This is a genomic window from Novosphingobium sp. TK71 (assembly GCF_055361505.1).
Genome location: NZ_CM143962.1, coordinates 241,021 through 265,928, shown reverse-complemented (window position 1 = coordinate 265,928; position 24,908 = coordinate 241,021). Strand labels below are relative to the sequence as shown.

At 66.2% G+C, this 24,908-nt stretch carries 21 protein-coding genes and 1 riboswitch; of the genes, 14 read left to right on the top strand and 7 right to left on the bottom strand.

Annotated features, from left to right (window positions below):
* Positions 1-68 precede the first annotated feature (68 nt).
* Positions 69-518: a globin domain-containing protein gene (locus ACXJ16_RS01125; protein WP_054436877.1), complete on the bottom strand. Its 450-nt coding sequence runs from the start codon at positions 516-518 to the stop codon at positions 69-71.
* 94 nt (positions 519-612) lie between these two features.
* On the opposite strand from ACXJ16_RS01125, the gene ACXJ16_RS01120 reads away from it, so the two are divergent.
* A complete protein-coding gene (locus ACXJ16_RS01120; RefSeq protein WP_324696362.1) occupies positions 613-1,032 on the top strand; it encodes an Rrf2 family transcriptional regulator in 420 nt (139 codons plus the stop codon).
* A gap of 30 nt (positions 1,033-1,062) precedes the next feature.
* Here ACXJ16_RS01120 and ACXJ16_RS01115 read toward each other — a convergent pair whose 3' ends face one another.
* Positions 1,063-1,458, bottom strand: coding sequence for a hypothetical protein (locus tag ACXJ16_RS01115; RefSeq protein ID WP_324696364.1), 396 nt, complete (start codon positions 1,456-1,458; stop codon positions 1,063-1,065).
* Positions 1,459-1,566: 108 nt separating this feature from the next.
* Here ACXJ16_RS01115 and ACXJ16_RS01110 point away from each other — a divergent pair, with 108 nt between their 5' ends.
* Positions 1,567-3,753, top strand: a complete 2,187-nt coding sequence (locus tag ACXJ16_RS01110; RefSeq protein ID WP_443477932.1) for a M3 family metallopeptidase — start codon at positions 1,567-1,569, stop codon at positions 3,751-3,753.
* A gap of 72 nt (positions 3,754-3,825) precedes the next feature.
* On the opposite strand, the gene ACXJ16_RS01105 is transcribed toward ACXJ16_RS01110, so the two are convergent.
* From ACXJ16_RS01105 to ACXJ16_RS01090, 4 genes are read right to left on the bottom strand one after another with little or no spacing between them, the layout of a single operon-like run.
* Positions 3,826-4,605: an ABC transporter ATP-binding protein gene (locus tag ACXJ16_RS01105; RefSeq protein WP_054436881.1), complete on the bottom strand. Its 780-nt coding sequence runs from the start codon at positions 4,603-4,605 to the stop codon at positions 3,826-3,828.
* On the bottom strand, positions 4,602-5,570 hold the full coding sequence (locus tag ACXJ16_RS01100) for a FecCD family ABC transporter permease (protein ID WP_132469620.1): 969 nt from the start codon (positions 5,568-5,570) through the stop codon (positions 4,602-4,604). The genes ACXJ16_RS01105 and ACXJ16_RS01100 overlap by 4 nt, the downstream gene beginning before the upstream one ends.
* Positions 5,567-6,517 (bottom strand): ABC transporter substrate-binding protein, encoded by a 951-nt coding sequence (locus ACXJ16_RS01095; protein WP_463921034.1) that lies wholly within the window; start codon positions 6,515-6,517, stop codon positions 5,567-5,569. The genes ACXJ16_RS01100 and ACXJ16_RS01095 overlap by 4 nt, the downstream gene beginning before the upstream one ends.
* Complete coding sequence (locus ACXJ16_RS01090) at positions 6,514-8,373, bottom strand: TonB-dependent receptor domain-containing protein (RefSeq protein WP_463921032.1); 1,860 nt, start codon at positions 8,371-8,373, stop codon at positions 6,514-6,516. Before ACXJ16_RS01090 ends, ACXJ16_RS01095 begins: the two co-directional genes overlap by 4 nt.
* Before the next feature lie 75 nt (positions 8,374-8,448).
* A riboswitch (cobalamin riboswitch) is annotated at positions 8,449-8,649 on the bottom strand.
* Between the two features lie 217 nt (positions 8,650-8,866).
* Between ACXJ16_RS01090 and ACXJ16_RS01085 the strand changes: the two genes are divergently transcribed.
* From ACXJ16_RS01085 to ACXJ16_RS01030, 12 genes are all read left to right on the top strand, one after another.
* The gene (locus ACXJ16_RS01085; protein WP_292635994.1) at positions 8,867-10,012 is read left to right on the top strand and encodes a cell wall hydrolase; all 1,146 of its coding nucleotides are present in this window, start codon (positions 8,867-8,869) and stop codon (positions 10,010-10,012) included.
* 122 nt (positions 10,013-10,134) lie between these two features.
* Positions 10,135-10,509, top strand: coding sequence for a hypothetical protein (locus ACXJ16_RS01080; protein WP_054435836.1), 375 nt, complete (start codon positions 10,135-10,137; stop codon positions 10,507-10,509).
* Between the two features lie 375 nt (positions 10,510-10,884).
* A complete protein-coding gene (gene mdh / locus ACXJ16_RS01075) occupies positions 10,885-11,847 on the top strand; it encodes a malate dehydrogenase (RefSeq protein WP_185996889.1) in 963 nt (320 codons plus the stop codon).
* Positions 11,848-12,014: 167 nt separating this feature from the next.
* Positions 12,015-12,905, top strand: coding sequence for a succinate--CoA ligase subunit alpha (sucD, locus tag ACXJ16_RS01070; RefSeq protein ID WP_132261868.1), 891 nt, complete (start codon positions 12,015-12,017; stop codon positions 12,903-12,905).
* A gap of 181 nt (positions 12,906-13,086) precedes the next feature.
* Complete coding sequence (locus ACXJ16_RS01065; protein ID WP_324696379.1) at positions 13,087-15,936, top strand: 2-oxoglutarate dehydrogenase E1 component; 2,850 nt, start codon at positions 13,087-13,089, stop codon at positions 15,934-15,936.
* Between the two features lie 8 nt (positions 15,937-15,944).
* Positions 15,945-17,180 carry a 2-oxoglutarate dehydrogenase complex dihydrolipoyllysine-residue succinyltransferase gene (gene odhB, locus ACXJ16_RS01060; protein WP_463921029.1) on the top strand — a complete coding sequence of 412 codons (1,236 nt, stop codon included), beginning with the start codon at positions 15,945-15,947 and terminating at the stop codon, positions 17,178-17,180.
* Between the two features lie 119 nt (positions 17,181-17,299).
* The gene (gene lpdA / locus ACXJ16_RS01055) at positions 17,300-18,697 is read left to right on the top strand and encodes a dihydrolipoyl dehydrogenase (RefSeq protein WP_324696381.1); all 1,398 of its coding nucleotides are present in this window, start codon (positions 17,300-17,302) and stop codon (positions 18,695-18,697) included.
* 99 nt (positions 18,698-18,796) lie between these two features.
* Positions 18,797-19,222 (top strand): VOC family protein, encoded by a 426-nt coding sequence (locus ACXJ16_RS01050; RefSeq protein ID WP_054435831.1) that lies wholly within the window; start codon positions 18,797-18,799, stop codon positions 19,220-19,222.
* Between the two features lie 145 nt (positions 19,223-19,367).
* Positions 19,368-19,814 carry a hypothetical protein gene (locus ACXJ16_RS01045; protein WP_324696383.1) on the top strand — a complete coding sequence of 149 codons (447 nt, stop codon included), beginning with the start codon at positions 19,368-19,370 and terminating at the stop codon, positions 19,812-19,814.
* A gap of 19 nt (positions 19,815-19,833) precedes the next feature.
* Positions 19,834-20,589: a TorF family putative porin gene (locus tag ACXJ16_RS01040; protein WP_132469617.1), complete on the top strand. Its 756-nt coding sequence runs from the start codon at positions 19,834-19,836 to the stop codon at positions 20,587-20,589.
* Between the two features lie 66 nt (positions 20,590-20,655).
* Complete coding sequence (locus ACXJ16_RS01035; RefSeq protein ID WP_231635653.1) at positions 20,656-22,164, top strand: DUF4403 family protein; 1,509 nt, start codon at positions 20,656-20,658, stop codon at positions 22,162-22,164.
* Between the two features lie 136 nt (positions 22,165-22,300).
* Positions 22,301-23,242 (top strand): quinone oxidoreductase family protein, encoded by a 942-nt coding sequence (locus ACXJ16_RS01030; protein ID WP_082370186.1) that lies wholly within the window; start codon positions 22,301-22,303, stop codon positions 23,240-23,242.
* A gap of 10 nt (positions 23,243-23,252) precedes the next feature.
* On the opposite strand, the gene ACXJ16_RS01025 is transcribed toward ACXJ16_RS01030, so the two are convergent.
* Positions 23,253-24,905 (bottom strand): DUF8614 domain-containing protein, encoded by a 1,653-nt coding sequence (locus ACXJ16_RS01025; protein ID WP_324696389.1) that lies wholly within the window; start codon positions 24,903-24,905, stop codon positions 23,253-23,255.
* Between the last annotated feature and the right edge of the window lie 3 nt (positions 24,906-24,908).

Sequence of the window (24,908 nt, the reverse complement as noted above, 5' to 3'; positions counted from 1 at the left end):
AAGACCGGGTCACCGGCGCGACGTCAAAATTCGGGCGGTGAACGGCATTTGTCACTATTGCAGCCCGTTCAGGCTGCCTCGCGCTCCGCGTAGACTTCGGCCTCCTTGCCGATGAGGATGTCAGCAAGGAACCAGTAGGCCTCGCCCCAGGCGGCGAGCACTTCGTCGGTTGCCGCTTCGCCCAGCACGTCGCGGATCGCGGGCAGCAGCGCTTCGGCGACCAGCGGATAGTGCTCTGCCTTCACGCCTGTATCGACATGGCGCTGCACCATGCGCGCCACCGCGCCGGTGAGGTTCTGGAGCTTGTCCACGTTCTGCGCATAACCCAGGATCGCGGCGGCAAGACGGCGCGGCTGCTCGCCAGAGGTCTGCGCGGCCTGGTCGAACATCGCGCGCACGTCGGCATTCTCGAACAGGCGTTCGTACATGCGGGTGGTGATCGCGACCCCGTGCTGCTGAAGCGCGGGCGCGGTTGCCTTGATCGTGGCGACGGTCTGTTCGCTGAGCGGAGCGGCCATTTCGATTCGTCCTTTAAAGATGCATTGTTGATGCATCTATACGCCGAAGGGAAAAGATGTAAATACGGCGCATCATTTTAACCGGAGACCGCCCTTGCGCCTCACCGCGCACACCGACTACGCCCTGCGCATCCTGCTCCACGCCGCCGTGGAGCCGGAGCGGCTGTTCTCGATCGCCCAGGTTGCAGAGGCGCACGCGATCTCGCGCAATCACGCGATGAAAGTGGTCAACCTGCTCGGCAATGCCGGGCTGCTGGAGACGGTTCGCGGGCGGGGCGGCGGTTTTCGTCTCGGCCGCCCTGCACGGGAAATCGCGCTGGGCGAAGTCGTGCGGCTGACCGAACCCAACATGAGCCCCGCCGATTGCGGCAACTGCCTGCTTCAGGGCGCCTGCGGCCTCACCGGGATCCTGCGCAAGGCCATGGCCGCCTTTCTCGCCGAACTCGACGCGCATACGCTGGCCGACGCCGCCATGGGAACCCGGCTGCCCTTCCCGCTTTTACAGTCTTCCTGAAGCGAAACTCTTCGAGAATTACTGGTCCGATCAATTGGCCCGATCATCGGGAACTTTCCCGTCGTACCCGCGTTCCTCCTCCAAAGAGGAGAGCCTGAAATGAATATCGGAGCCGAAATCCCGTTCCGGCGCAGTCGCTTCGCGCGCAAGACCGGATCGTTGATCCTGGACCGCCAGCGCGAAGAGCAAAAGCAGGAACGCGATCCCGATTCCGATCCCATGCTTGTTTGGTCCAACGGTCGCTTCCGGTCCAACTGACCGGACCCGATTCCCCCTGTCGGTGCGACCGTACGACGCGCCGGAGCGCAACTTGATTGCGCTCCGGCGCGAAATCGTATGCGCCGCGAAATGTCGCATACGTCCTTTGAGCAACAGGTTTTCCAAAGCCTGACCGGCGCTTGCAAGGCCCGGTTTTCTGCGCTTCAACCCTGCTCCTAGATACCTCGGCAGCCAATTCGCAGCACTCGGGCACGGCGCAGCCGCTCCCCTTTCGCTCCATTCCCCACCGGCTGCCGAAGTCAGGAGAAAACAACGATGAAGACCCGGCTCATGGCCGCTGCCGCCCCCTTCGTGCTTGGCGCAGCGCTGCTTGGAGGATTTTCCGTGACCGCTACCGCAAAGACTGGCACCGCAAAGACTGGCACCGCAAAGACCGGCACCGCCACTCCGGCCTATGCCGGCCCCTTCGCGAAGCCCAGCACGCTCCCGCTCCACGCGCCGGACTTCACCCAGTACAAGGATAGCGACTGGCAGCCCGCCATCGAGGCCGGCATTGCCGCCAAGCGCGCCGAGATCAAGGCGATCGCCGCGAACACGGCCAGGCCGACTTTCCAGAACACCATCGTCGCGATGGAGCGCGCGGGCACGCTCTATGACCGCGTCTACAACGTGTTCAGCCAGCTCACTTCGGCTAACACCAGCGATGCGCTCGACGCGATCGACACCGCCGTAAGCCCGCAGATTTCCGCGCTGAACGACGATATCTACCTCGACGACGCGCTGTTCGCCCGCGTCAAGGCCGTGCACGACAGCGCGCAGGGCAAGGCCCTGACCGGCGAGGACGCCATGCTGCTGGCGACGACTTACGACAAGTTCGTCCACCGCGGCGCCCTGCTTTCGGCCGAACAGAAGGTCGAGCTGAAGGCGATGAACCTCGAGATCGCCAAGCTCGAAACCGCCTTCTCGCAGAAGCTGACCACGGCCACCGCCGCCAAGGCGCCGATCTTCGACACCGCCGCGCAGCTCGACGGGCTTTCGCAGGCAGAGATCGCCGCCGCCGCCAAGCTCGCCGCCGAAAAGGGCCATCCCGGCAAGTTCATGCTGGCGCTGGGCAACACCACGCAGCAGGCCGCGCTGACCAGCCTCAACAACCGCGCCAGCCGCAAGATCCTGTGGGACGCCAGCGTGAACCGCACTTCGGGCGGCGACGAGTACGACACCACCGCAATGGTCACCCAGATGGCCACCCTGCGCGCAAAGAAGGCCAGGCTGCTCGGCGCGCCCGACTTCGCGACGTACCAGATGTACGACCGCATGGTGAAGACGCCGGGTCAGGCGATGGAGTTCATGAAGGGCTTCGTCCCCGCGCTGCGCGCCACGCAGGACCGCGAGGCCGCCATGCTCGAAGCCGCCGCCAAGGCCGACGGACAGGCCATCAAGCTGGAGCCGTGGGACTGGTCCTACTACGCCGAGAAGGTCCGCAAGGCGAAGTACGACCTCGATGAAAGCCAGATCAAGCCTTACTTCGAAGTCTGGCGCACGCTGGAAGACGGAGTGTTCTACGCCGCGAACCAGACTTATGGCCTGACCTTCAAGCGCCGCACCGACCTTCCGGTCTACCACCCGACCATGCGCGCCTATGAAGTGTTCGACGCCGACGGCAAGTCGCTGGCGATCTTCTACTATGATCCCTTCGCCCGCTCCAACAAGAAGGGCGGCGCCTGGATGAACAACTTCGTCGAGCAGTCCTACCTGCTGGGCGAAAAGCCGGTGGTCAGCAATACCCTGAACATCGCTCCGCCCGCCGATGGCGAACCCGCGCTCGCCAGCTTCGACGACGTGGAGACCATGTTCCACGAGTTCGGCCATGCGCTGCACGGCTTCTTCGCCAGCCAGAAGTACCCCTCGCTCTCGGGCACCAACACCGCGCGTGACTTCGTGGAATTCCCCAGCCAGTTCAACGAGAACTTCGCGACGATCCCCGCCGTGCTCAACCACTACGCCAAGCATTACCAGACCGGCGCGACGATCCCCTCGGACCTGATCGCCAAGATCGAGGCGGCGAAGACCTTCAACCAGGGCCTGGGCCTGGGCGAAACGCTTTCGGCGGCGATGCTCGACATCCAGTGGCACCAGCTCTCCCCCGAGGAAGCCGCGCAGCCGCCGATGGCCTTCGAAGCCAAGGCGCTGGCCGCGACCGGGCTCAACACCGACCTGATCCCGCCGCGCTACAAGACGCCCTACTTCCGCCACATCTGGGATAACGGCTACGCGGCCGGATACTACTCGTACATCTGGACCGAGATGCTGGCACACGACGGCTGGGACTGGGTGGAAAAGCACGGCGGCATGACCCGCGCCAACGGCGACCACATCCGCAAGTCGTTCCTCGGCCAGGGCCACACCAAGGACTTCGCCCAGCTCTACCGCGACTTCACCGGGCACGACCCCAAGGTCGAACCGATGCTGGAAGCGCGCGGTCTGGCGCCGAAGGCCCAGTAACGCCGGGATAATCCATGCACGAAACGCCGCTCCGGAAACGGGGCGGCGTTTTTTGTTTCATTCCGACCCCGCCTAGAACTGCTGCCGGAAATCCACCGCCAGCGGTGCCGGCGCGCCGATCGAGAGGGCGCGTTCGCCGGGGTCGCCCAGCCAGTGCGCCGGGCAGTTCCACACGCGGCTGATGACCTCGCGCGAGAGGGCCATCTCGGGCGGGCCTTCGGCCTCCACCCGGCCCTTGGCCAGCACCAGCACCTGATCGGCATGGTTCATCGCCGTCGCCAGATCATGAAGCACGAGGACGACGCCCTTCCCGGCCCGCGCCTGCTGGCGGAAGCGCTGCATCAGCGCCGCACCGTGCGCAAGGTCGAGGCTGGCGAAAGGTTCGTCGGCAAGCAGCCAGCCGGGCTGGGTAGCCAGCACGCGGGCCATGAGCGCGCGGGCGCGTTCGCCGCCGGAAAGGGTGGAGACCGGACGGTGGCGCAAGTCCTGAAGGTCCATCGCGGCGATGGCGTCCTCGATCGCTTCCTGCGTCTCGGCGGCCGGAGCACCGCGCCATGGCAGGCGGCCGAGCGAGATCAGCACTTCGACAGAGACATCCCAGGCCACTTCCGGCGTCTGCGGCAGGTAGCCGATCCACTGCGCGCGCTGCGCCAGCGATACCGCGGAAAGCGCCCGCCCGCCCATCACGGCGCGGCCGCCATCGGGCTTGAGCAGCCCCGCGATCACGGAAAGCAGCGTGGACTTGCCCGCGCCGTTGGGCCCGCAGATCGCGGTTATCATGCCGCGGCGGCAGTTGAGCGAGACATCCTCCAGCCGCCCGGCGACAGTGACCTTGTCAGCGCCGAAGCTCATGCCACCATGCCCTGGCGCATCCTGAGCAGCAGGCGCAGGAAGAACGGCGCGCCCAGCAGGCTGAGCGCGATGCCGAGCCGCAGTTCGCCGCCGGTCAGCGGCAGGATGCGGCAGAGACAGTCGGCCATGAGCAGCAGCAAAGCGCCCGCCAGCGCGGAAGGCACGAGCAGCGAGGACGGCTTGCGGTCCGTCATCGGTCGCACGAGATGCGGCACCATCAGGCCGACGAAGCCGATGATGCCCGCCACCGCCACGCCCGAACCGACAATCAGGCCCACGCCCAGGATCATCAGCGCCTGAAGCCGCAGCGGCTCCACGCCGAGCGAGCGGGCGGCCATCTCCCCCAGGGTCATCGCATCGAGATCGCGCCCCGCGTAGATCAGCACGCCGATGCCGCCCAGGGTCAGCGGCATGGCAATCCAGACCTCCCGCCATGAACGGTCCGCCAGCGAGCCCATCATCCAGGTAACGATCTCGCTCATCGCGAAAGGCGACGGGGAGAGGCTGATGGCAAGGCTCATCAGTGCGCCGGCAAGACTGGAAACCATGAGCCCGGCCAGCGTGAACAACGCCACACCGCCGCCGCGCCCGGCGATCAGCGCCAGCAGGGTCATCGCCCCGCCCGCGCCGACCAGCGCGAAGACCGGCAGCATCCAAGGCGCCGAGGCATAGCCGGTCCAGAAGCTCAGCACCGCGCCCAGCGCCGCGCCGGGCGCTATGCCGAACAGGCCGGGGTCGGCAAGCGGATTGCGCAGGTAGCCCTGCATCGCCGCCCCCGCCGCGCCCAGCCCGGCGCCGAGCACCAGCGCCAATACCGCGCGCGGCAGTCGCAGCTGCACGAGGATGATCGATGCGTTCTGAAGTTCCGGGGAAAAAGGGTTGATCCAAACGCGGCCCGCCAGCAGCGACAAAGGCACCGCGACACAAAGCGCGAGAGCCAGCAGCAGGACAAAACGCAGGTTCATGGTCTGAGGGAAACAGTCCAATCGCCCAATGGCTCCGGCGAGGCCAGCGCCCGGCGCGCCGCCGCGAGTTCGTCGAGCGCACGCGGAATGGTTGGCCCCCCGCACCACAGGATGGAGCGGCTCAGCAAGAAACGCCGGGTACTGGTCAGCGCGGAAAGCGCCGGGTGATGCAGCATTCGGTCCTCCTCGGCGAGCGGATCGCCTACCGCGAAGACCACGCGCGGCGGGTCCGCCAGCACATGCTCCAAGGGCAGATAATCGGCCTGGGAGAGGCCGCGCGCGCCGGCAATATTCGTAAAGCCGGTGTGCTCCATCATGTCAACGATCAGGGTCCGGTCTCCGGCCACCAGTCCACCGGATTCCCACACCAGTGCAGGAATTTGCCGCATTCCGGCGGGCGGCGCGTTTCGGGCCACGGCCGCATCGATCCGCTGGACCAGCCGCTCGCCCCGTTCGGGATGCCCGGCCAGCCGTGCAAGCTGGCGCACCTGCTCGCGCGCGGCCCGAAGGTCGGAGGCTATCGGAACCTTGACCAGCTCGAACCCCAGCCGCCGGAACGCCGCCTCGCTTGCGGGATCGAGGAAGGCGCTGGCGACGACGACACGCGGGCCGATCCTCGCCACTTCCTCCACCGATCCCGAAACCGCCCGGAAGCGACGCGCCGCTTCCAACGGCATCGAACTGCTCTCGGGATCGTGGCTGTAGTTCGAGATCGCCAGCAACTGGCCCGGCCCTGTCACTTCGGCAAGGATCGCGTCCGTGCAGGGGTTGAGCGAGACGATCGTGGGATGACCACCGGCCTTCGCGGAACCGGGCGCGTCGGCCGCATCGCCGCCCCCGCATCCCGCCAGCACCGCCACCGGGCCGGCAAGAGCCAGCGCGGCGGCGAGCAGGCGGGCCTTGCGCCTTCCCCGTCCCGACCGTGTCAGGGAAAGCGCTCGGATCACATCTTCACCCGAACCCCGGCATAAGCCGCGCGGCCCGGCGTGCCGTATGTCCGCACCACTTCGTAGTGCTCGTCGAACAGGTTCTCGACCCGGCCATAAACCTGGATGTTCCGCGTCACGTCATAAGCCGTGCGCAGGCCCACCACGACATTGCCGCCAAGATAGTAGGTGTTCGCCACGTCGTCATAGCGCCCCCCGCCCACGCGCAAGTCCGCGCCGAGGCGGAAGCCGTCCGACCAGTGCTTGTCGAGGCTGGCGTAGAGGTTGGTCTTGGGACGGCGGGCGAGCCGGGCGCCGGTATCCTCGTTGGTAGCGTCGAGGTACGTGGCGGAAAGGCTCATGTCGAAGCCTTCCCAGTCGCGCACCTGCATGCCCAGTTCCACGCCCTTCGCGCGGGCGCGGCCGACATTGTAGTAGTTCCATTCGGCCAGATCGTAGTCGATCAGGTTTTTGGTCTTGCGGTCGAAATAGGTGACCGAGAACGTCCCGTGCCCTTCCGCGAAGGGCTGCTCGACGCCCACGTCCCACGACTTCGAAGTCTCGGGATCGAGCGCGCGGAAACCGCCATTGGTATAGAGCTGGTAAAGCGACGGCGCCTTGAAGCCCTCGCCATAGCTGGCGCGCAGGATCGGCGCGCTTTCGCCGCCGCCGATCACCCAGGCGCCATTGGCCGAGAACGTGGTCTTGTGGCCGAAGTCCGAATTGTCGTCGTAGCGCAGCCCGCCGTTCAGGGTCAGTCCGGTGACCGGACGCAGCGTCAGCATGCCGAAGTAGCTGTCGATCGAGGTCGAGTCCTTCGCGTAATCGCTCGAGAATTTCTGCTTCTCGGTCTCCGCGCCCAGCAGGATGCTGGCCATGTCGATCGGGCTGAAGGAAACCTGCCCCTCGAAGCGGTCCGCGCGGCCGTTGGTGGTGTAGGGACCGAAGACCGCGTCGTCCGAGATGCGGCGGGTGTCGGTGAGGCCGTAGCCCACGCGCGCGGTCAGGCGGCCGTCGAGCCCCTTGTAGCGAAGGTTCGCATAGCCCACCGTGTCGCGCTTCATACCCACGTTCAGGGCATCGGCGCCGGTGTTGTCGTAATCGTAGTTGGCCTTGGTCCAGTAGGTCCCGGCGTCGGCGGACAGGCCGCTCAGCAGTTCCACTTCGGCCCGGGCATTGGCGCTCTTGCTTTCGAAGCCGTCCTTCTCCTTGCCGCCGAGGCGCTCGTCGAAGGCGGAATAGCCGTCGCCCTTGAGCCAGTTGCCGCCCAGCGTCAGGCCGACCGGGCCCACCTTGCCCGCCGCCGAGGCGCCGAGCTGCTTCTGGTCGCGCCAGCCATATTCGGCCTGGCCGCGCGCGGTCCACTGCTCGGTCGGGCGCGCGGTGATGAGGTTGACGACGCCGCCGATGGCGCGGCTGCCCCAGAGCACGCCGGAAGAGCCGCGCACCACTTCGATACGGTCGAACTGGCCGACGGTCAGGCTGCCGAAGTCGAAGCCGCCGCCGACATCGCCCGGATCGTTAATGCGCACACCGTCGATCAGCACGAGGCTCTGCGCATTCTCGGCGCCCCGGATGAACACGCTGGCGGGCTGGCCGAAGCCGCCGGACTGGGTGAAGGTCACGCCCGGCAGGCGGGCCAGCACATCGGTGGCGGTGACCGCCTGGGTACGCTCGATATCCTCGCGGGTGACGACCGAGACCGACTGGCCGATCTCGCTCACCGGGGTCTCGGTGCGGGTCGCGGTGACGACGATGCCGTCCGCTGCGATGCTATCGTTTGCGGCTTCGTCCGCCAGCGCGGGAGTGGCGACGGACAGGGCCGTCCCCAGCAGAAACAGATACTTCACGGTAATTCCTCCAACCTTGAACGACATTGCCGTCCATGGCGGAGACGCGCGCCTTTCCTCATGCGCGCGTGCTCGCTGCATGCCGGGACACCCCGCCCGGCTGCGGAACGACCGTCAAGGGCAGGTCTCCTGGCTTCCGGATCGCCGCGCCGCCTCCGCCTTCCCGGTTTGACCCAGTGGCATCGCGTGGAGGGGGCGCTCCCCGGTCACAGTTGCGGGGGCAGCTTCGGGCTTTCGCCGAAATTCCCACCAGGTTCCAATCCTGGGGCCCGGCTCCGGGCCACCCATGACGTCGCTTGCGCCGATACTGTCCGGCGCGAGGATTGGCAAGCAGGGCCGGTAAAGGCCGCGCCAGGTATCGCCGCCGGGAAAACCGGAAGATTCTCTTAAGCCATTAAGGCTATCGGCAGGGCCTGTACCGCTTCGGGACGTGCCGATCTGCAGGGATGCCGCGCGCCGCAAAGCGGGTTAGGCGCAAGATGCGCCCGTCCCCCGAAAGGACGCGCCGAGAGGACTATTCGTGACCGCTGCCGCCCTTCCTGCCTGCCTCGAACCCTGGGAAGCGCGTCCCCGCGATTTCCGCGGGCACTTCGCGCGCGGCGGCCGGCGACATGTCGCACGCCGCGCGCGCCGGCGCTGGTCGCTGGGTTTCGCCGCACTGGCCGCCGTGGCACTGCCCGCCTTCGCCTCGCCGGGTTCCTGGCAGCAATTCTCCATCGCCGATGCGCGGTCCCCCGAACAGACGGTCCTGCCGATGCCCTTCGAGCAGGCCGGAGCCAGCTTCCCCGGTTCGGCCTTCTACTATCTCGATGCCGAAGAGCCTGTGCTCAGGATCGGCGAAGGCATTCATTCCGATGCCGATGACGGCGTGACCGGCCCCGGCCCGGTCGCCCGCGCGCTGCGCATCGACAATTCCGGGGTGGACCGCAGCCGCGCGCTCCAGTGCCTGACCGCCGCAATCTACTACGAAGCCGCCAGCGAGCCGGATGCCGGCCAGCGCGCGGTGGCGCAGGTCGTACTCAACCGGCTGGCCCATCCCGCCTATCCCAAGACCGTCTGCGGCGTGGTCTACCAGGGCTCCGAACGCTCGACCGGCTGCCAGTTCTCCTTCACCTGCGACGGGTCGCTGGCACGCGCGCCGCAGCGCTTCTTCTGGCAGCGTGCGCAGGAAGTCGCCCGCGCGGCGCTTTCGGGCTACGTCTACGCGCCGGTCGGCCTGGCCACCCATTACCACACCGTCCAGGTCAATCCCTACTGGGCGCCGAGCCTCCATTATCTCTCGACGATCGGCGCCCACCGCTTCTATGCCCTGAGCGGACCGGCGGGGAGCCCTTCGGCCTTCCGCTTCGCCTACTTCGGCGGGGAGCCGCTCGCCGCGCCGCATCGCCATGACGATTCCGCCGCCAGCGCGGTGGCCAACGCCGCGCTGGACCCGCTCGCGGTGCAGCGCGCCTTCGAGGCGGCAACCCCGATCCGGCCGGACACCGCCATCCAGCCCGCCTCCGCTCCGGCCACCCTCGTGCAGGCCGCCGTCCCCGCCTATGCCAGCGACGTGCGCGAACGGGGCGGCGAGGCGCTATACCGGGCGAGGAACCTGCCCGAGGCCCATGGGATCAGGCCCGAGTATGCCAATTCCGGGCGCTGGATCGGGCAACCGGTTCAGTAAACCTCCCGATTCCCCTCTCAAGGTTTCGGCAACCATACGCCCTCATTAAGGCTTAGCGCCTGCAATCCTATAACGGGGTCGCGGCACCACCCCCTAACGCCGAAGACAAGAGGCCCGATACCATGGCAATCCGCTTCTCCGCCGCCAAAGGCGGGACGTGTCCTGTGATCGTGCGAGCGCTGTGTCCATCCGTGCCGCTCGGCGCGGTCAACGACAACGGCACTCGTCGCCGAACGCGCCGGCAGCGGACGGAGGGGCACGCCACCGCGCAGCAGCAGGATGCGGCCACCCTGGCCGCGAACGAGCGCATCTTCGCCGAAGCCTTGCGCCATTTCGCCCGCCACGGCCTGTCCGCCGCCTCCCATGCCCGCGCCAATGCCGCCGCCGCGCGCCTCGCGGGGGACATCGCGGCCTGCGACTGGTGGATCGCCATCTGCCGGCAGCTCGATCACCGCATGGCCGAAGCCTTCGCCAGACGGCTCACCACGAACGCCTGACAGTCTCGCCGCCGCCGCCGTGACTCGCGACCGCCTGCCCTTCCTCCAAGGCGACTCGCCCTCCCCGACGCTTGCCTGTCATACCGCCGTGCGAGACACTTGGATGCAATCTGCGCCCGCCGGGTTGCGCAAAACAGGCTCCGAACCCCGCTTCCCGGGCCCGTTTTCCGCGCATTCCCGCCCACTATTGCAATTGCGAACTATTATCAGTAAAAACTGCCCCACCAGCCCTTTGCGCGGGCTTTTCACGGTTGCAATGTCGGTTTGAGGGGCGTAGGTCGCCCCTCGTTGAACACCGGCACCTGCCTTTAGCGGGACACAGCAGGCCGCCTTTTCGTCCGTCGATCCCGCCTCTGGGAAGGACAAGCAAGCATCATGGCTCGTAAGAAGATTGCCCTCATCGGCGCCGGCAACATCGGCGGCACCCTCGCGCACCTCGCCGCGCAGAAGGAACTGGGCGACATCGTCCTCTTCGACGTCGCAGAAGGCCTGCCGCAGGGCAAGGCGCTCGACCTGTCGCAGTGCGGTCCCGTCGAGGGCTTCGACGCCAAGATCACCGGCACCAACGACTATGCCGACATTGCCGGCGCCGACGTCATCATCGTCACCGCCGGTGTCGCCCGCAAGCCGGGCATGAGCCGCGACGACCTGCTGGGCATCAACCTCAAGGTGATGAAGGCAGTCGGCGAAGGCATCGCCGCCAACGCACCCGACGCTTTCGTGATCTGCATCACCAACCCGCTCGACGCGATGGTCTGGGCGCTGCGCGAATTCTCGGGCCTGCCCCACAACAAGGTCGTCGGCATGGCCGGCGTGCTGGACTCGGCCCGCTTCTCGACCTTCCTGGCCTGGGAATTCGGCGTTTCGGTCCGCGACGTGACCTCGTTCGTGCTCGGCGGCCACGGCGACACCATGGTGCCGGTGGTCGAATACTCGACCGTCAAGGGCATCCCGGTTCCCGACCTCATCAAGATGGGCAAGACCACCCAGGAGCGCATCGACGCCATCGTCAAGCGCACCGCCAACGGCGGCGGCGAAGTGGTGGCCCTGCTGAAGACCGGCTCGGCCTTCTACGCTCCCGCCGCTTCGGCGATCGCCATGGCTGAATCGTACCTGGGCGACCAGAAGCGCGTCCTGCCCTGTGCCGCGCACCTCGAAGGCCAGTACGGCGTCGACGGCCTCTATGTCGGCGTGCCCGTCGTGATCGGCGCCGATGGCGTCGAGCAGGTCATCGAGATCGAGCTGAACGAGAAGGCGAAGGCCGGTCTCCAGGTCTCGATCGACGCGGTCAAGGAACTGCTGGTCGCCTGCAAGGCGATCGACGGCTCGCTGGCCTGATCCGTTTGACCGGCCCGGCCCGCCCGGCAAAGTGCCGGAGCGGGCCGGGCTCGGCTTACTGGCCCGTTGATTTTACGACTTGGACGGTTGCACTTCGCGGAATTTGCGCCATGGCGCTTCCCAAGCCGGAATCGGCCTACACCAGGAACAGGAATTAGGATTCCCCTATGTCCATTCTCGTCAACAAGAACACCAAGGTCATTACCCAGGGTATGACCGGTGCCACCGGCACCTTCCACACCGAGCAGGCGCTCGCCTATGGCACCCAGATGGTTGCCGGCGTGACTCCGGGCAAGGGCGGCACGACCCACATCGGTCTGCCGAACTACAACACCGTCGCCGAAGCCAAGGCCGCGACCGGTGCGACCGCCACCTGCATCTACGTTCCGCCGCCGTTCGCCGCCGACTCGATCCTCGAGGCGATCGACGCCGAGATGGAACTGATCGTCGCGATCACCGAGGGTATCCCGGTTCTCGACATGGTCCGCGTGAAGCGCGCCCTTTCGGGCTCGAAGTCGCGCCTGATCGGTCCGAACTGCCCCGGCGTCCTGACCCCCGGCGAATGCAAGATCGGCATCATGCCCGGCAGCATCTTCTCCAAGGGTTCGGTCGGCGTCGTCTCGCGCTCGGGCACGCTCACCTATGAAGCCGTGTTCCAGACCACCAACGCGGGCCTGGGCCAGACCACCGCTGTCGGCATCGGCGGCGACCCGGTCAACGGCACCAACTTCATCGACGTGCTGGAACTGTTCCTGGCCGACGACGAGACCAAGTCGATCATCATGATCGGCGAAATCGGCGGCAGCGCCGAAGAAGAAGCGGCCCAGTTCCTCAAGGACGAAGCCAAGCGCGGCCGCAAGAAGCCCATGGCGGGCTTCATCGCCGGACGCACGGCGCCTCCGGGCCGCCGCATGGGCCACGCCGGCGCGATCGTGTCGGGCGGCCAGGGCGGCGCCGAGGACAAGATCGCGGCGATGGAAGAAGCGGGCATCCGCGTCTCCGCCTCGCCGTCGCTTCTGGGTGAAACCCTTGTGGAAGTCCTCAAGGAACTCGCCTGACACTATCCCCGCGGGCGGCGCGTGTCTTCGGACCCGCGCCGCCACGGGACCCACGAGCGATCCGGCACGTTTGAGATGCCGGACGCGATGCGGACGAAGAGGCCCCCACCATCGGGACCATCGTCCTAGAACGAGTTTGGTAGCGCCGGCCGTTTTCCGGCGCGACAAAAGGTGACACCCGATGGGCGACGAAAGTTTCGACTTCACCCCCGATGATGCCCTCGACGGCCCGCAGGCCGGCCCGAGCTGGCAGCGCAAGAACTGGCCGCTCGTAGGAGCGGAATTCGAGGACGACCTGACCCAGGGCCTCGACCCCAGCGCGCTCAAGGTCCAGATCGAGAAGGCAGCGGCAAAGGGCGGCCAGAAGGTCGACCAGTCCCGCATAGACGAAGCCGCGGCCGACGCAATCCGCGCCATGATGCTGATCCGCACATATCGCGTGCGCGGTCACCTGGCAGCCGATCTCGACCCGCTCGGCCTCAACCAGCGCCAGCTTCCCGCTGACCTCACGCCCGAATACCACGGCTTCGTAGGCGCCGCGCAGGACCGTCCGGTCTACGTCGGCGGCGCGCTCGGCCTCGAATGGACGACCGTTCGCGAGATCGTGCAGATCCTGCGCGCGAACTATTGCGGCAAGGTCGGCCTCGAATACATGCACATCGCCGATGTCGAGGAACGCCGTTTCCTCCAGGAGCGGATGGAAGGCGCGAACAAGGAAATCGAGTTCACCGCCGAAGGCAAGAAGGCAATCCTTCAGGCCGTCGTCCGCGGCGAGCAGTACGAGAAGTTCCTCGGCAAGAAGTACGTCGGCACCAAGCGCTTCGGCCTTGACGGCGGCGAAGCCATGATCCCGGCGCTCGAAGCCGTGATCAAGTACGGCGGCGCGCTGGGCGTGAAGGAAATCGTGTACGGCATGGCCCACCGCGGCCGCCTGAACGTTCTCGCCAACGTGCTTGCCAAGCCCTACAAGGTCATCTTCCACGAATTCTCGGGCGGCACCGCCAACCCGGAAGACGTGGGCGGCTCGGGCGACGTGAAGTACCACCTCGGCACTTCGGCCGACCGTGAGTTCGACGGCATCAAGGTCCACATGAGCCTGATGCCCAACCCGTCGCACCTCGAAACGGTCGACCCGGTCGTGCTGGGCAAGGTCCGCGCCTACCAGACCATCGCCGACGACATCGGCGACGACATCGGCCCCGGCGCCAAGCACAAGCAGGTGCTGCCGGTCCTGATCCACGGTGACGCGGCCTTCGCCGGCCAGGGCATCATCTGGGAGTGCTTCGGCCTCTCGGGCGTGAAGGGCTACAACACCGGCGGTTGCATCCACTTCATCATCAACAACCAGATCGGCTTCACGACGAGCCCGCAGTTCGCGCGCAACTCGCCGTACCCGTCCGACGTGGCGAAGGGCGTCCAGGCCCCGATCCTGCACGTCAACGGCGACGATCCGGCTGCGGTGACGTTCGCGTGCAAGCTGGCGATCGACTATCGCCAGACCTTCGGCCGCGACATCGTGATCGACATGTGGTGCTATCGCCGCTTCGGCCACAACGAAGGCGACGAGCCCGGCTTCACGCAGCCGCTGATGTACCAGAAGATCCGCCAGCATCCGCCGGTCAGCCAGATCTATGGCGACCGTCTGAAGCAGGACGGCGTCATCGACGACACCTTCCTGGCGAAGACCGAAGCGGACTTCACCGCGCATCTCGAAGAGCAGTTCGAGGCGGCCAAGACCTACAAGGCCAACCAGGCCGACTGGTTCTCCGGCCAGTGGAGCGGCTTCCACAAGCCTGCCGATCCCGAAACCGCGCGCCGCAACGTCGACACCACGATCGAGACCAAGCTGTTCGACAGCCTCGGCCGTACCCTGACCACCGTTCCCGAAGGCCTGACCGTCCACAAGACGCTGGCCCGCGTGCTGGCGGCCAAGGAAGAGATGTTCAAGTCGGGCGACGGCTTCGACTGGGCCACGGCGGAAGCTCTCGCTTTCGGCAGCCTCGTCACCGAAGGCTACAACGTGCGCCTGTCCGGCCAGGACTGCGAACGCGGCACCTTCTCGCAGCGTCACTCCGTCTGGGTCGACCAGAAGGACGAGCACAAGTACACGCCGCTCACCACCCTGCCCCACGGCCGCTTCGAGGTCCTGAACTCGACGCTTTCGGAATATGGCGTGCTCGGCTTCGAGTACGGCTTCGCCAGCGCCGACCCGAAGACGCTGGTGCTCTGGGAAGCCCAGTTCGGTGACTTCGCCAACGGTGCGCAGATCATCATCGACCAGTACGTCGCCTCGGCGGAGTCCAAGTGGCTGCGCGCCAACGGCCTCGTCATGCTGCTGCCCCACGGCTACGAAGGCCAGGGTCCGGAGCACTCGTCGGCCCGTCTGGAACGTTACCTGCAGCTCTGCGCACAGGACAACATCCAGGTCTGCAACATCACGACGCCCGCGAACTACTTCCACGTTCTGCGCCGTCAGATGCACCGTCCGTTCCGCAAGCCGCTGATCATCATGACCCCGAAGTCGCTGCTTCGCCACCCGCTGGCAAAGTCGCAGGCCTCGGAGTTCACCACCGGCACCTTCTCGCGCATCCTCTCCGACCCCAGGGCTTCGGAAGATGCGGCCACCAAGAAGGTCATCCTGTGCTCGGGCAAGGTCTTCTACGACCTGCTCGAAGCCCGCGATGCCGCCGAGATCGACGACACCCAGATCATCCGCATCGAGCAGCTCTATCCCTTCCCGGGCGAGCCGCTGGCAAAGCGCCTGGCGCGCATGCCGAACCTCGAAGAGGTCGTCTGGTGCCAGGAAGAACCGCAGAACAACGGTTCCTGGTTCTTCGTCGAATCGCAGATCGAGGCTGCCGCCAAGGAAGCCGGCGTCGCCCAGCCGCGTCCGCGCTATGCCGGTCGCAATGCCTCGGCCTCGCCTGCCACCGGTCTCGCCAAGCGCCACGTTGCCGAACAGGCTGCGCTGGTCGCCGATGCGCTGCATCTTTCCGTTCGTTCCGAACTCCGTCGCAAGCAGAAGGCTTGAGATAAATCATGACCACCGAAGTCAAGGTCCCCGTCCTCGGGGAATCCGTCGCCGAAGCCACCATCGGCCAGTGGCTGAAGCAGCCCGGCGAAGCCGTTGCCGCTGACGAGCCCATTGCCAGCCTCGAGACCGACAAGGTCGCGATCGACGTCATGGCGCCCCACGCGGGCGTCATGGGCCAGCAGATCGCCAAGGAAGGCGACACCGTCGTCGTCGGCGCGCTGATCGCCACGATCGAGGAAGGCACCGGCGCCGCCGCCGCTCCCAAGGCTGCCGCAGCACCGGCCGCCGCCGCTCCGGCTCCGGCCCCCGCGGCTGCCGCCGTCGCCCCGGCCGCGGCTGCTGCCGCCGACGAAGGTTCGGCCGGTGCCTCGGTCCTGTCGCCGGCCGTCCGCCGCGCGATCCTGGAACACGGCATCGACCCGGCCACCATCAAGGGCACCGGCAAGGACGGCCGCATCACCAAGGACGACGTCCTTGAAGCCGCCAAGAACAAGCCCGCCTCGGCGCCTGTCGCCGCTTCGGCCGCCGCCGCTCCGGCTGCGCGCAACGAAGAACGCGTCAAGATGACGCGCCTGCGCCAGACCATCGCCAAGCGCCTGAAGTCCGCGCAGGACAACGCCGCGCTTCTCACCACCTTCAACGACGTCGACATGTCGGCCGTCATCGAGGCGCGCGAGAAGTACAAGGACGTGTTCCAGAAGAAGCACGGCATCAAGCTCGGCTTCATGTCGTTCTTCGCCAAGGCTTCGGTCCTGGCGCTGAAGGACATCCCGGCGGTCAACGCCCAGATCGACGGCGAACAGATCGTCTATCACGACTACGTCGACATCTCGATCGCCGTCTCGGCCCCGAACGGCCTCGTCGTTCCGGTCGTGAAGGACTGCGACAAGCTCGGCTTCGCCGGCATCGAGAAGGCGATCGCGAACTTCGGCAAGAAGGCCAAGGAAGGCACGCTGACCATGGCCGACATGGCCGGCGGCACCTTCACGATCTCCAACGGCGGCGTGTTCGGCGGCCTGATGTCGACCCCGATCATCAACCCTCCGCAGTCGGCCGTGCTCGGCCTGCACCGCATCGAGGATCGCCCGGTCGTCCGTAACGGCGAGATCGTGATCCGCCCGATGATGTACATCGCGCTGTCCTACGATCACCGCCTGATCGACGGCCGTGAAGCGGTCACCGCGCTCAAGACGATCAAGGAAGCGATCGAGGATCCCACCCGTCTCCTCATCGACCTCTGAGTTGCAGACCCCGCCCGTCCTGAAAAACATCTGGCCGGGCGGGGTTTTCACTTGAGTTGAAATGACTATTTTCCGCTCGTGCCCAAAGTGCGAAGCACGAGCGTACGGAGGCCTGAACAATGGCTGATTACGATTACGACGTCCTTGTCATCGGTGCCGGCCCTGGCGGCTATGTCGCTGCGATCCGCGCCGCACAGCTCGGTCTGAAGACCGCCTGCGCCGAAGGTCGCGAGACGCTGGGCGGTACCTGCCTCAACGTCGGCTGCATCCCCTCCAAGGCCCTGCTCCACGCATCGGAATACTTCGAGGCGGCCAAGGGCGGCGCGATGGCGGCGATGGGCATCAAGGTGACCCCCGAGCTCGACCTCGACACCATGCAGGGCCAGCGCAAGGACGCCGTGAAGGGCCTGACCGGCGGCATCGAATTCCTGTTCAAGAAGAACAAGATCGACTGGCTGAAGGGCTACGCCCAGTTCAAGGACGCGCACAGCGTGGAAGTCGCGGGCAAGACCGTGACCGCCAAGAACATCGTGATCGCCACCGGTTCCTCGGTCACCCCGCTTCCCGGCGTCGAGATCAACAATGCCGGCGGCGTGGTGGTTGATTCCACCGGCGCGCTGGAGCTGGCCTCCGTTCCCAAGAAGATGGTCGTCATCGGCGGCGGCGTGATCGGTCTCGAACTCGGTTCGGTCTGGCGCCGTCTCGGCGCGGAAGTCACCGTCGTCGAATACCTCGACCAGCTCCTGCCCGGCATGGACGGCGAAGTGCGCCGTGAAGCCGGCAAGATCTTCAAGAAGCAGGGCATGGTCCTGAAGCTCGGCACCAAGGTCACCGGCGTGACCGTGGAAGGCAAGACCGCCAAGGTCACTGTCGAACCCGCCAAGGGCGGTGACGCGGAAGTGATCGAGGCCGACGTCGTGCTGGTTTCGATCGGTCGCCGTCCCAACACCGAAGGCCTTGGCCTCGACAAGATCGGCATCGAACTGAACGCACGCGCTCAGATCGAAACCGACCACGACTTCGCCACCAAGGTGGACGGCGTCTGGGCCATCGGCGACGTGATCCCCGGCCCGATGCTCGCGCATAAGGCCGAGGACGAAGGCATTGCCGTGGCCGAGAACATCGCGGGCCTGACCGGCATCGTGAACCATGACGTGATCCCGGGCGTGGTCTACACCCAGCCGGAATTCGCGGGCGTCGGCCTCACCGAGGAAGCCGCCAAGGAACGCGGCGCGATCAAGGTCGGCAAGTTCCCGATGCTCGCCAACTCGCGCGCCAAGACCAACCACGAGCCGGACGGCTTCGTGAAGGTGATCGCCGATGCCGAGACCGACCGCGTGCTCGGCGTGTGGTGCATCGCCTCGGTGGCAGGCACGATGATCGGCCAGGCCGCGCAGGCCATGGAATTCGGCGCGACCTCGGAAGACATCGCCTACACCTGCCACGCGCACCCGACCCATTCGGAAGCGATCAAGGAAGCGGCCATGGCCGTGCTGGGCAAGCCGATCCACATCTGATCGGCTCCTTCTTCGAAGGCCAGGCGAAAGCCGGCGGTGCGAAAGCATCGCCGGCTTTTCCATTTGGGGCGCGCGCGCATTCCCGCTACCTCTCGCCCCATGAACCTGCGCCCCTTCCACCTCGCCTTTCCCGTCCACGATCTCGACGCCGCCCGGGCATTCTGGGGCGGGGTCATGGGATGCCGGGAAGGACGCAGCAGTGCATCGTGGATCGACTTCGACTTCCATGGCCACCAGATCGTCGCCCATCACGTGCCGGACATGGCGCGCGGCGATGCCGGATCCAATCCGGTCGATGGACACGGCGTGCCGGTGCCGCATTTCGGGATCGTGCTGGCGATGGAGGACTGGCAGGCTCTCGCCGCGCGTCTGCGCGACGCCGGGATGGCGTTCGGCATCGAACCCTATATCCGCTTTGCCGGACAGCCGGGCGAACAGGCCACGATGTTCTTCCGCGATCCTTCCGGCAATGCCATCGAGATGAAGGCTTTCGCCGATCTTGGCCAGCTCTTCGCCCGAAACTGAACCGCGTGTCGCGAATTCGGCCGCCCGGAAAGACAATGAAATTCAAGATCGGGAAACGAACGGGACAATAGCCGCTGCTATCGAGGATGCCCAAACAATAAGCATTTAATGCCTATTATTTAGGCAAAGATGAGAGGGTGATCACTTGAGCTTCCTGGTTCTCGCCGCAACCGCAGCCATCTCCGCCTCCGCAGTTCCCCGCGCGGCTCCGGCCCATTCGCTCGAGGTCCAGCATCGCGGCGCGGCCTACACGGTCGATTACGTCACCCGGATCGAGACCCGCGCCAAGGCCATCGGCATCTCCCCCCCGGCCCGCACCAGCAGCCGGCGCTGCATCCTTACCGCGCAAGTCTCGGTCGAGCGGCGCATTCAGCCTGCGGGCGGCGCCAGGGCCATCGCCACCGTGCTTCCCGGCACGAGGACCTTCACGCAGAGCCAACCCGGAGACTGCCGCCGCGACGACCGGCAGAGGGGCGAATTCGTGGCGGGCAAGGCCGATGCGATTTCGGATCACGTCCGCGAACTGGCATCCGCCGACCACCACGATACATTGGCCGCAATCGACGCCGCACGCGATTTCGCCGCGAACTGAACCGCGCTAGAGCGTCGGGATGACCAGATACGCTTTCCCGGCGGCCCTCGTGGCCGCCGCAATCGTCTTTCCCGCCCACAGCCAGGCCCAGTCCGCCGCCGCCAGCGTCTCGCTGGAGGCCACCAGCGACTTGCGCGCACGCGGGCTGAGCTGGAGCGGCGGCCGCGCGGCCATGGCTGTGGATGCCAGCCTGCCCTTGTCCTCCGATGTCTCGATCGATCTCGGCGCCGCCAGCCTGCGGGACAGCGCAAGACACGGCGACGCCGACATAGGCCTCACCCTGTCTCCGGAATTGACGCTCTACTCCGGCGGCGGATGGACGCTTTCCGCGGCAGCCACCGGCCATGTCTTCGTCGGCGCCTCGGGCCTGAGCTACGGCGAACTCGGCACGCGCCTCTCCCGCACGATCGGCCCCGCCCGTCTCGACCTCGGCGCCAGCTTCGCGCCTTCGCAGAAGGCGATCGGCGGCAGCGATCTCTACCTTGAAGCCAATGCTGCCGTCGGCATTCCCGGCACCGCGCTCACCGTCTATGGTGGGGGCGGCTACAGCACCGGCTCCACCCGGAATTCCGCTCTTGCCGCCATGCGCGTCCAGCGCCTGCGCCCGGACGGCAGTTACTGGGACCATTATCTCGGCGTCGAACAGCAGATGGACCGGCTCGCGCTGGGCCTGCGATATACCGGGACATCGATCGGGGACGACCTGGCCCCCGGCCGCTATCGCGACCGCCACACAGGCTCCAGGATTGCGGCTTACCTGCGTTTCACACCGTGATTGGAACTGCCGCAATTCTCGCGTATTGTCCTGTGCGGAGGGGACAATTTCCGGGACATTCGCGCAATGAGGACAGGAAAGGTCCGTGCGGCGGGCCACTGCGCCATGGGAGCGACGACGCTCGCGCTTTGCCTCGCGCTCGCGCTCGCGGGGTGTAAGCGCCGGGCCGATGAAGGGCCGCCGCCCCGCGCCACCGACGCCATTCGCATGGAACCGCAGGCATCGCTCGTCACCGTCCCCATCCATGCCGACGTAAGCGAACTCGCCCGGGCGCTGGAGCGGGAGATTCCCCGCCGGCTCTGGTCGATCGACAGGCCGGACAGCACTTGCGTTCCGTCAAGGAAGGTCAAGGTGGCTTTCGTCAAGCTCAAGACCCCGGACATCAAGTGCCGCATCATCGGCGAAGTCACGCGCGGTCCGGTAAGCTTCACCGGCAAGGGCCGCGACATCGTGCTGACCATGCCGCTGCACGCCGTCGTCCGCGCCGAGGATATCGCCGGCGTCCTCAAGCGGGAAACCGCAACGGCAGATGCCACGGCCCGCGCCACGATCCGCCTCACGCTCGCGCAGGACTGGACCCCGCGCGGCACGGTGGACATCCGCTATAGCTGGACCGAGCATCCCCATCTCGATTTCCTCGGCCAGCGCATAGACCTCACCGAACCGGCGGACCGCAAGCTCGCCCCGGTGATCGCCCGGCTTGAAACAACTCTCCCCGGGCAGCTTGCCCGCCTGGAACTGAGACCGCAGATCGAAAGGGCCTGGGCCTCCGCCTTCACCTCGCTCGCCCTGAATGAGAGGAACCCGCCTGTCTGGATGCGGATCACGCCGCAGGAATTGCAGTACGGCGGGTACGAACTGGATGGACATCGGCTGGTCCTGCGGCTGGGCCTCAAGGCGCTCACCGAAACCTTCGTTGGCCACCGTCCGCCCGATCCGCCCGCCGCGCCCCTGCCCCCGCTGCGCCCGATGACAGCGGAAGCCGGCCGGCTGGCTTTCTTCATCCCGGTGATCGCCGATTATCGCGAGCTTGAGCCGGTCCTGATGCGCGCGCTCGTCAAGCGGTCGCAGCGGCCGTTCGCGGTTCCGCACATCGGCCCGGTAATGGCCACCTTCCACAAGGCGACCATCTACGGAACCACCGGCGGCAGAATCGCGGTAGGTATAAACTTCACGGCCCGCGGCGTAGCCGAACGGTTGAAGGCGGCACATGGAACGGTCTGGATCACCGCAACCCCGGTAAATGCCGCTAATTCGCGCAAGGTGGACTTCGCCGATTTCCATGTCGGCGGCACGACGGACGCGGTGGGCGGCGATATCCTGCTGGCCCTTGCCAATACGCCCGGCGTGTCCAGCACGCTCTCCGCGGCGCTCGGGCAGAATTTCGAGAACGACTACCGGGACCTCCTCGGCAAGATCGCGCGCGCCATCGACGACAAGCGGGAAGGCGAATTCGTGATCCGGGCCGAAGTCACCGAAACGCACACAGGGACCATCAAGGCCAGCGGACGCGGGCTCTACCTGCCGGTTCGCGCCGGTGGAAAAACGTCGATCACACTGAGAGATAAGCCATAATGGCAGCAGTTTACCCGCAGGAATGCCTTGACGTGCAATCGATTTTATACAGTGTTGTCCAACAAGATCGAATTCAATCCAGAGACGCGGGGATCGTTTGAAGGCTGTTTTTCACTCCGGGCCCGGAGCACGTCCCATGCTGACTTTTGGCGATGCACCTGAACCGGATGTAGCGGCAGACATGGTGCTTATCCGTGTCGAGCTGGCTTCCATCGAAGCCATCGATCTGGTGAAGCTGGCGCTCTATCAAAGCGGCCTTGCGGAGATCCCCCCTTCGGGCATTGCCGGTAGCCAGGCCTGCGGCATCGTCATCGCCACCGGCGCGAAAGTAACCCGGTTCCGCATCGGCGACCGGGTTGTGGCCTGCCACGGCTGGGGCAGCCATGCCGAACTGTTCGCCGCGCCGGAAGCTTCCACCTGGCCCCTGCCCCAGGGCATCGATCCGGGCTTCGGGACGGCCGCGCCTTTCACGCTGGCCGCCGCGCAGGGGACGCTTTTCGCACGGGGCCAGCTGCAACCCGGCGAAGTCCTGCTCATCAATCACATCACCAGCAGTCTCGGTATCGTCGCGCTGCAACTCGCCGCCGAAACGGGCGCCACCGTCATCGGAATATCCCGAGATCCGGCGCGCGGCGCCAGGCTGAGGGAACTCGGCCTCCATCACGCCCTCTACCCCGAACAGGACGACGTGATGGCCGCATGTCTGGAACTGACCGGTGGCAAGGGCGTCGATTTCGTGTTCGACGTCAGCGCCGGTGAAAGGTCCACGCAGCTTGCCCGTCTCGTTGCACCGGGCGGACGCTACGCCGCGATCTCAGCCGCCGGAAACGGTCTGGCCTCGATCGGATATGGCAAGGAAGGCGCAGGCGGCCCCACGATCAGGCGCTTCGCCATCGCGCCCGCCGGCCCGCTGGGCGAGCCCGATATCCACGACGAAGTCACGCGCCTGCTGGCCCGCGTAAGCCAGGGCGGCATCCAGCTTCCCATCGAGCACGAGTTCGCCTTGTGCGAGGCCGCCGAAGCCTACGAATTCATCCTCAGCGGCCAGCCCTTCGGCCATGTGGTTATGCGGCCCTGACCGGCAGCGGTCAGATGCCTTCGGGATAGACCGGCCGGATATCGACCGGCAGGCTCGCCATGCTCGCGATCACGGCTTCCGCCTCGGGATCCAGCTTCGCCCAGCGCGCCATGAAGACCTTCGTGCCTTCGTAGTCGCCCTTGGCCTGAAGCATCAGCATGTCGTGCAGCAGGTCGCGCAGCCCTGCCTCCATCTTCGCATCGTCGAAAGCATAGCGCCGCGCCGCTGCGTCGTAAGTGAAGGCGCCCTTGTCGCGCAGGTACCCATATTGGAGCGCGGCGCCCTTGCCATGCGCCTCCACCGCGCCGAAGCGCACCGCGCGGAAGATGCCCGCGACATAAGTGGCGAAAAGCTGGGGACGCTCGGATGCCGGAATCTCGCCCTTCTTCATCATCAACAGGATGTCCCAGACCCCGGCGACATCGGCCTTGGCTTCCTCGATTGCCGAGTTCTGCTCCTTCAGCGCCTTGTCCACGGTGGTGGTCTGACCGTTCACGACGATCGTGCCCGGCCCGAGGCTGTGCGAGAGTTCATGGAACAGCGTTTCGAGCTGCATGTACTTGCGATCGACCAGACCCGCCTGCGACGGCACCAGCACCAGTGCGCCCATGGGCTTCAGGATACGCTCGAACTTTGCGCCCAGCACATTCGACAGGATCACCTTCTTGGCGCCCTTGGCCTCGCGCACGCGCTCGTCATTGGGAAGGTTGAAAGCGACCGTCTGCGGCCCCGGCACATTGTCGCCGCCGCCGCGAATCTGTTCGGCCACGGCAATCGGACTTTCGAACCCGCGCTGGAAGTTCTTGTAGGCATCCTCGATCGGAAGGTTCGCTTCCATGTCGCGCAAGTAGTCCTTGTACTTGGCAAGCGCAGCGGATTCCACCGGGTCCTTGAGCGTCACGAAGCTCTCGAACGACGTTTTAGCGCCCATCAGACGATCGGTGTAGACCTCATAGGGCCCGATGGCGACTTCGATGGGCGTGTCCTTCAGGTCCATCCATGCCAGTTCGCTCTCGTAGTAGTCGTCCGTGCGGAAGGCCTTGGCCCGCAGCGAAAGGAATTTCTTCAGGCTGGCGTTGCTCGTCCGCGCCGCCGCCTGATCGAGCAGGCCGGCCGCCGGTTCCAGCCACGCCTTGTAGGCGACCGAATAAGGCACCGCGACCAGCTTCGCGCCGTCCCTGCGGACGACCGTGTAAGGGCTGGTCAGCGCCGCCTTCTGGTCCGGGTGCGCGGCAAGGTAAGCCTCGAAATCGGCGCGCGTAAGATCTTCGGGATAGAAGCCCGCACCTTCCGGCATCGGCGTGGTGCCCCAGAACGGGTGCAGGTCGGCCAGTTCGTCCCAGGGCCCGAAATTACGGTCGAACATCTCGACCAACAGGTCGCGGTCGGCGCGGCGGTTCATCGAGACCGCGCGGCGCACTTGCGGGTTCTCCGCGTAGCGCTGCCGCAAGTAGACCTCGCTCATCAGGTCGGAAGCCTTGATGAGGAGGTTCACCACGTCCCGCTCCTCGGCCGAGAGGAACTTCGTGTCCACCTCCATCGGGATCGTCGCCAGCTTCGCCTTCTGCACGGCGAGATCGTAGGCCGGTTCCGCCGCAAGGGCCGGAGCGGAAACGAGGCTGGTCGCGGCGAGCAGCGCGGAGGCGAGGAGGAACTTGGGCATGGG

Excerpts from the sequence above, each read along its gene's own strand:
- ACXJ16_RS01035 (WP_231635653.1), top strand. The coding sequence starts at position 20,656 with ATGAGGACAGGAAAGGTCCGTGCGGCGGGCCACTGCGCCATGGGAGCG.
- sucD (WP_132261868.1), top strand. The coding sequence starts at position 12,015 with ATGTCCATTCTCGTCAACAAGAACACCAAGGTCATTACCCAGGGTATG.
- lpdA (WP_324696381.1), top strand. The coding sequence starts at position 17,300 with ATGGCTGATTACGATTACGACGTCCTTGTCATCGGTGCCGGCCCTGGC.
- ACXJ16_RS01040 (WP_132469617.1), top strand. The coding sequence starts at position 19,834 with ATGACCAGATACGCTTTCCCGGCGGCCCTCGTGGCCGCCGCAATCGTC.
- ACXJ16_RS01080 (WP_054435836.1), top strand. The coding sequence starts at position 10,135 with ATGGCAATCCGCTTCTCCGCCGCCAAAGGCGGGACGTGTCCTGTGATC.
- ACXJ16_RS01030 (WP_082370186.1), top strand. The coding sequence starts at position 22,301 with ATGCTGACTTTTGGCGATGCACCTGAACCGGATGTAGCGGCAGACATG.
- ACXJ16_RS01090 (WP_463921032.1), bottom strand. The coding sequence starts at position 8,373 with ATGTCGTTCAAGGTTGGAGGAATTACCGTGAAGTATCTGTTTCTGCTG.
- ACXJ16_RS01110 (WP_443477932.1), top strand. The coding sequence starts at position 1,567 with ATGAAGACCCGGCTCATGGCCGCTGCCGCCCCCTTCGTGCTTGGCGCA.
- ACXJ16_RS01025 (WP_324696389.1), bottom strand. The coding sequence starts at position 24,905 with ATGCCCAAGTTCCTCCTCGCCTCCGCGCTGCTCGCCGCGACCAGCCTC.
- odhB (WP_463921029.1), top strand. The coding sequence starts at position 15,945 with ATGACCACCGAAGTCAAGGTCCCCGTCCTCGGGGAATCCGTCGCCGAA.
- ACXJ16_RS01050 (WP_054435831.1), top strand. The coding sequence starts at position 18,797 with ATGAACCTGCGCCCCTTCCACCTCGCCTTTCCCGTCCACGATCTCGAC.
- ACXJ16_RS01100 (WP_132469620.1), bottom strand. The coding sequence starts at position 5,570 with ATGAACCTGCGTTTTGTCCTGCTGCTGGCTCTCGCGCTTTGTGTCGCG.
- ACXJ16_RS01125 (WP_054436877.1), bottom strand. The coding sequence starts at position 518 with ATGGCCGCTCCGCTCAGCGAACAGACCGTCGCCACGATCAAGGCAACC.
- mdh (WP_185996889.1), top strand. The coding sequence starts at position 10,885 with ATGGCTCGTAAGAAGATTGCCCTCATCGGCGCCGGCAACATCGGCGGC.
- ACXJ16_RS01105 (WP_054436881.1), bottom strand. The coding sequence starts at position 4,605 with ATGAGCTTCGGCGCTGACAAGGTCACTGTCGCCGGGCGGCTGGAGGAT.
- ACXJ16_RS01065 (WP_324696379.1), top strand. The coding sequence starts at position 13,087 with ATGGGCGACGAAAGTTTCGACTTCACCCCCGATGATGCCCTCGACGGC.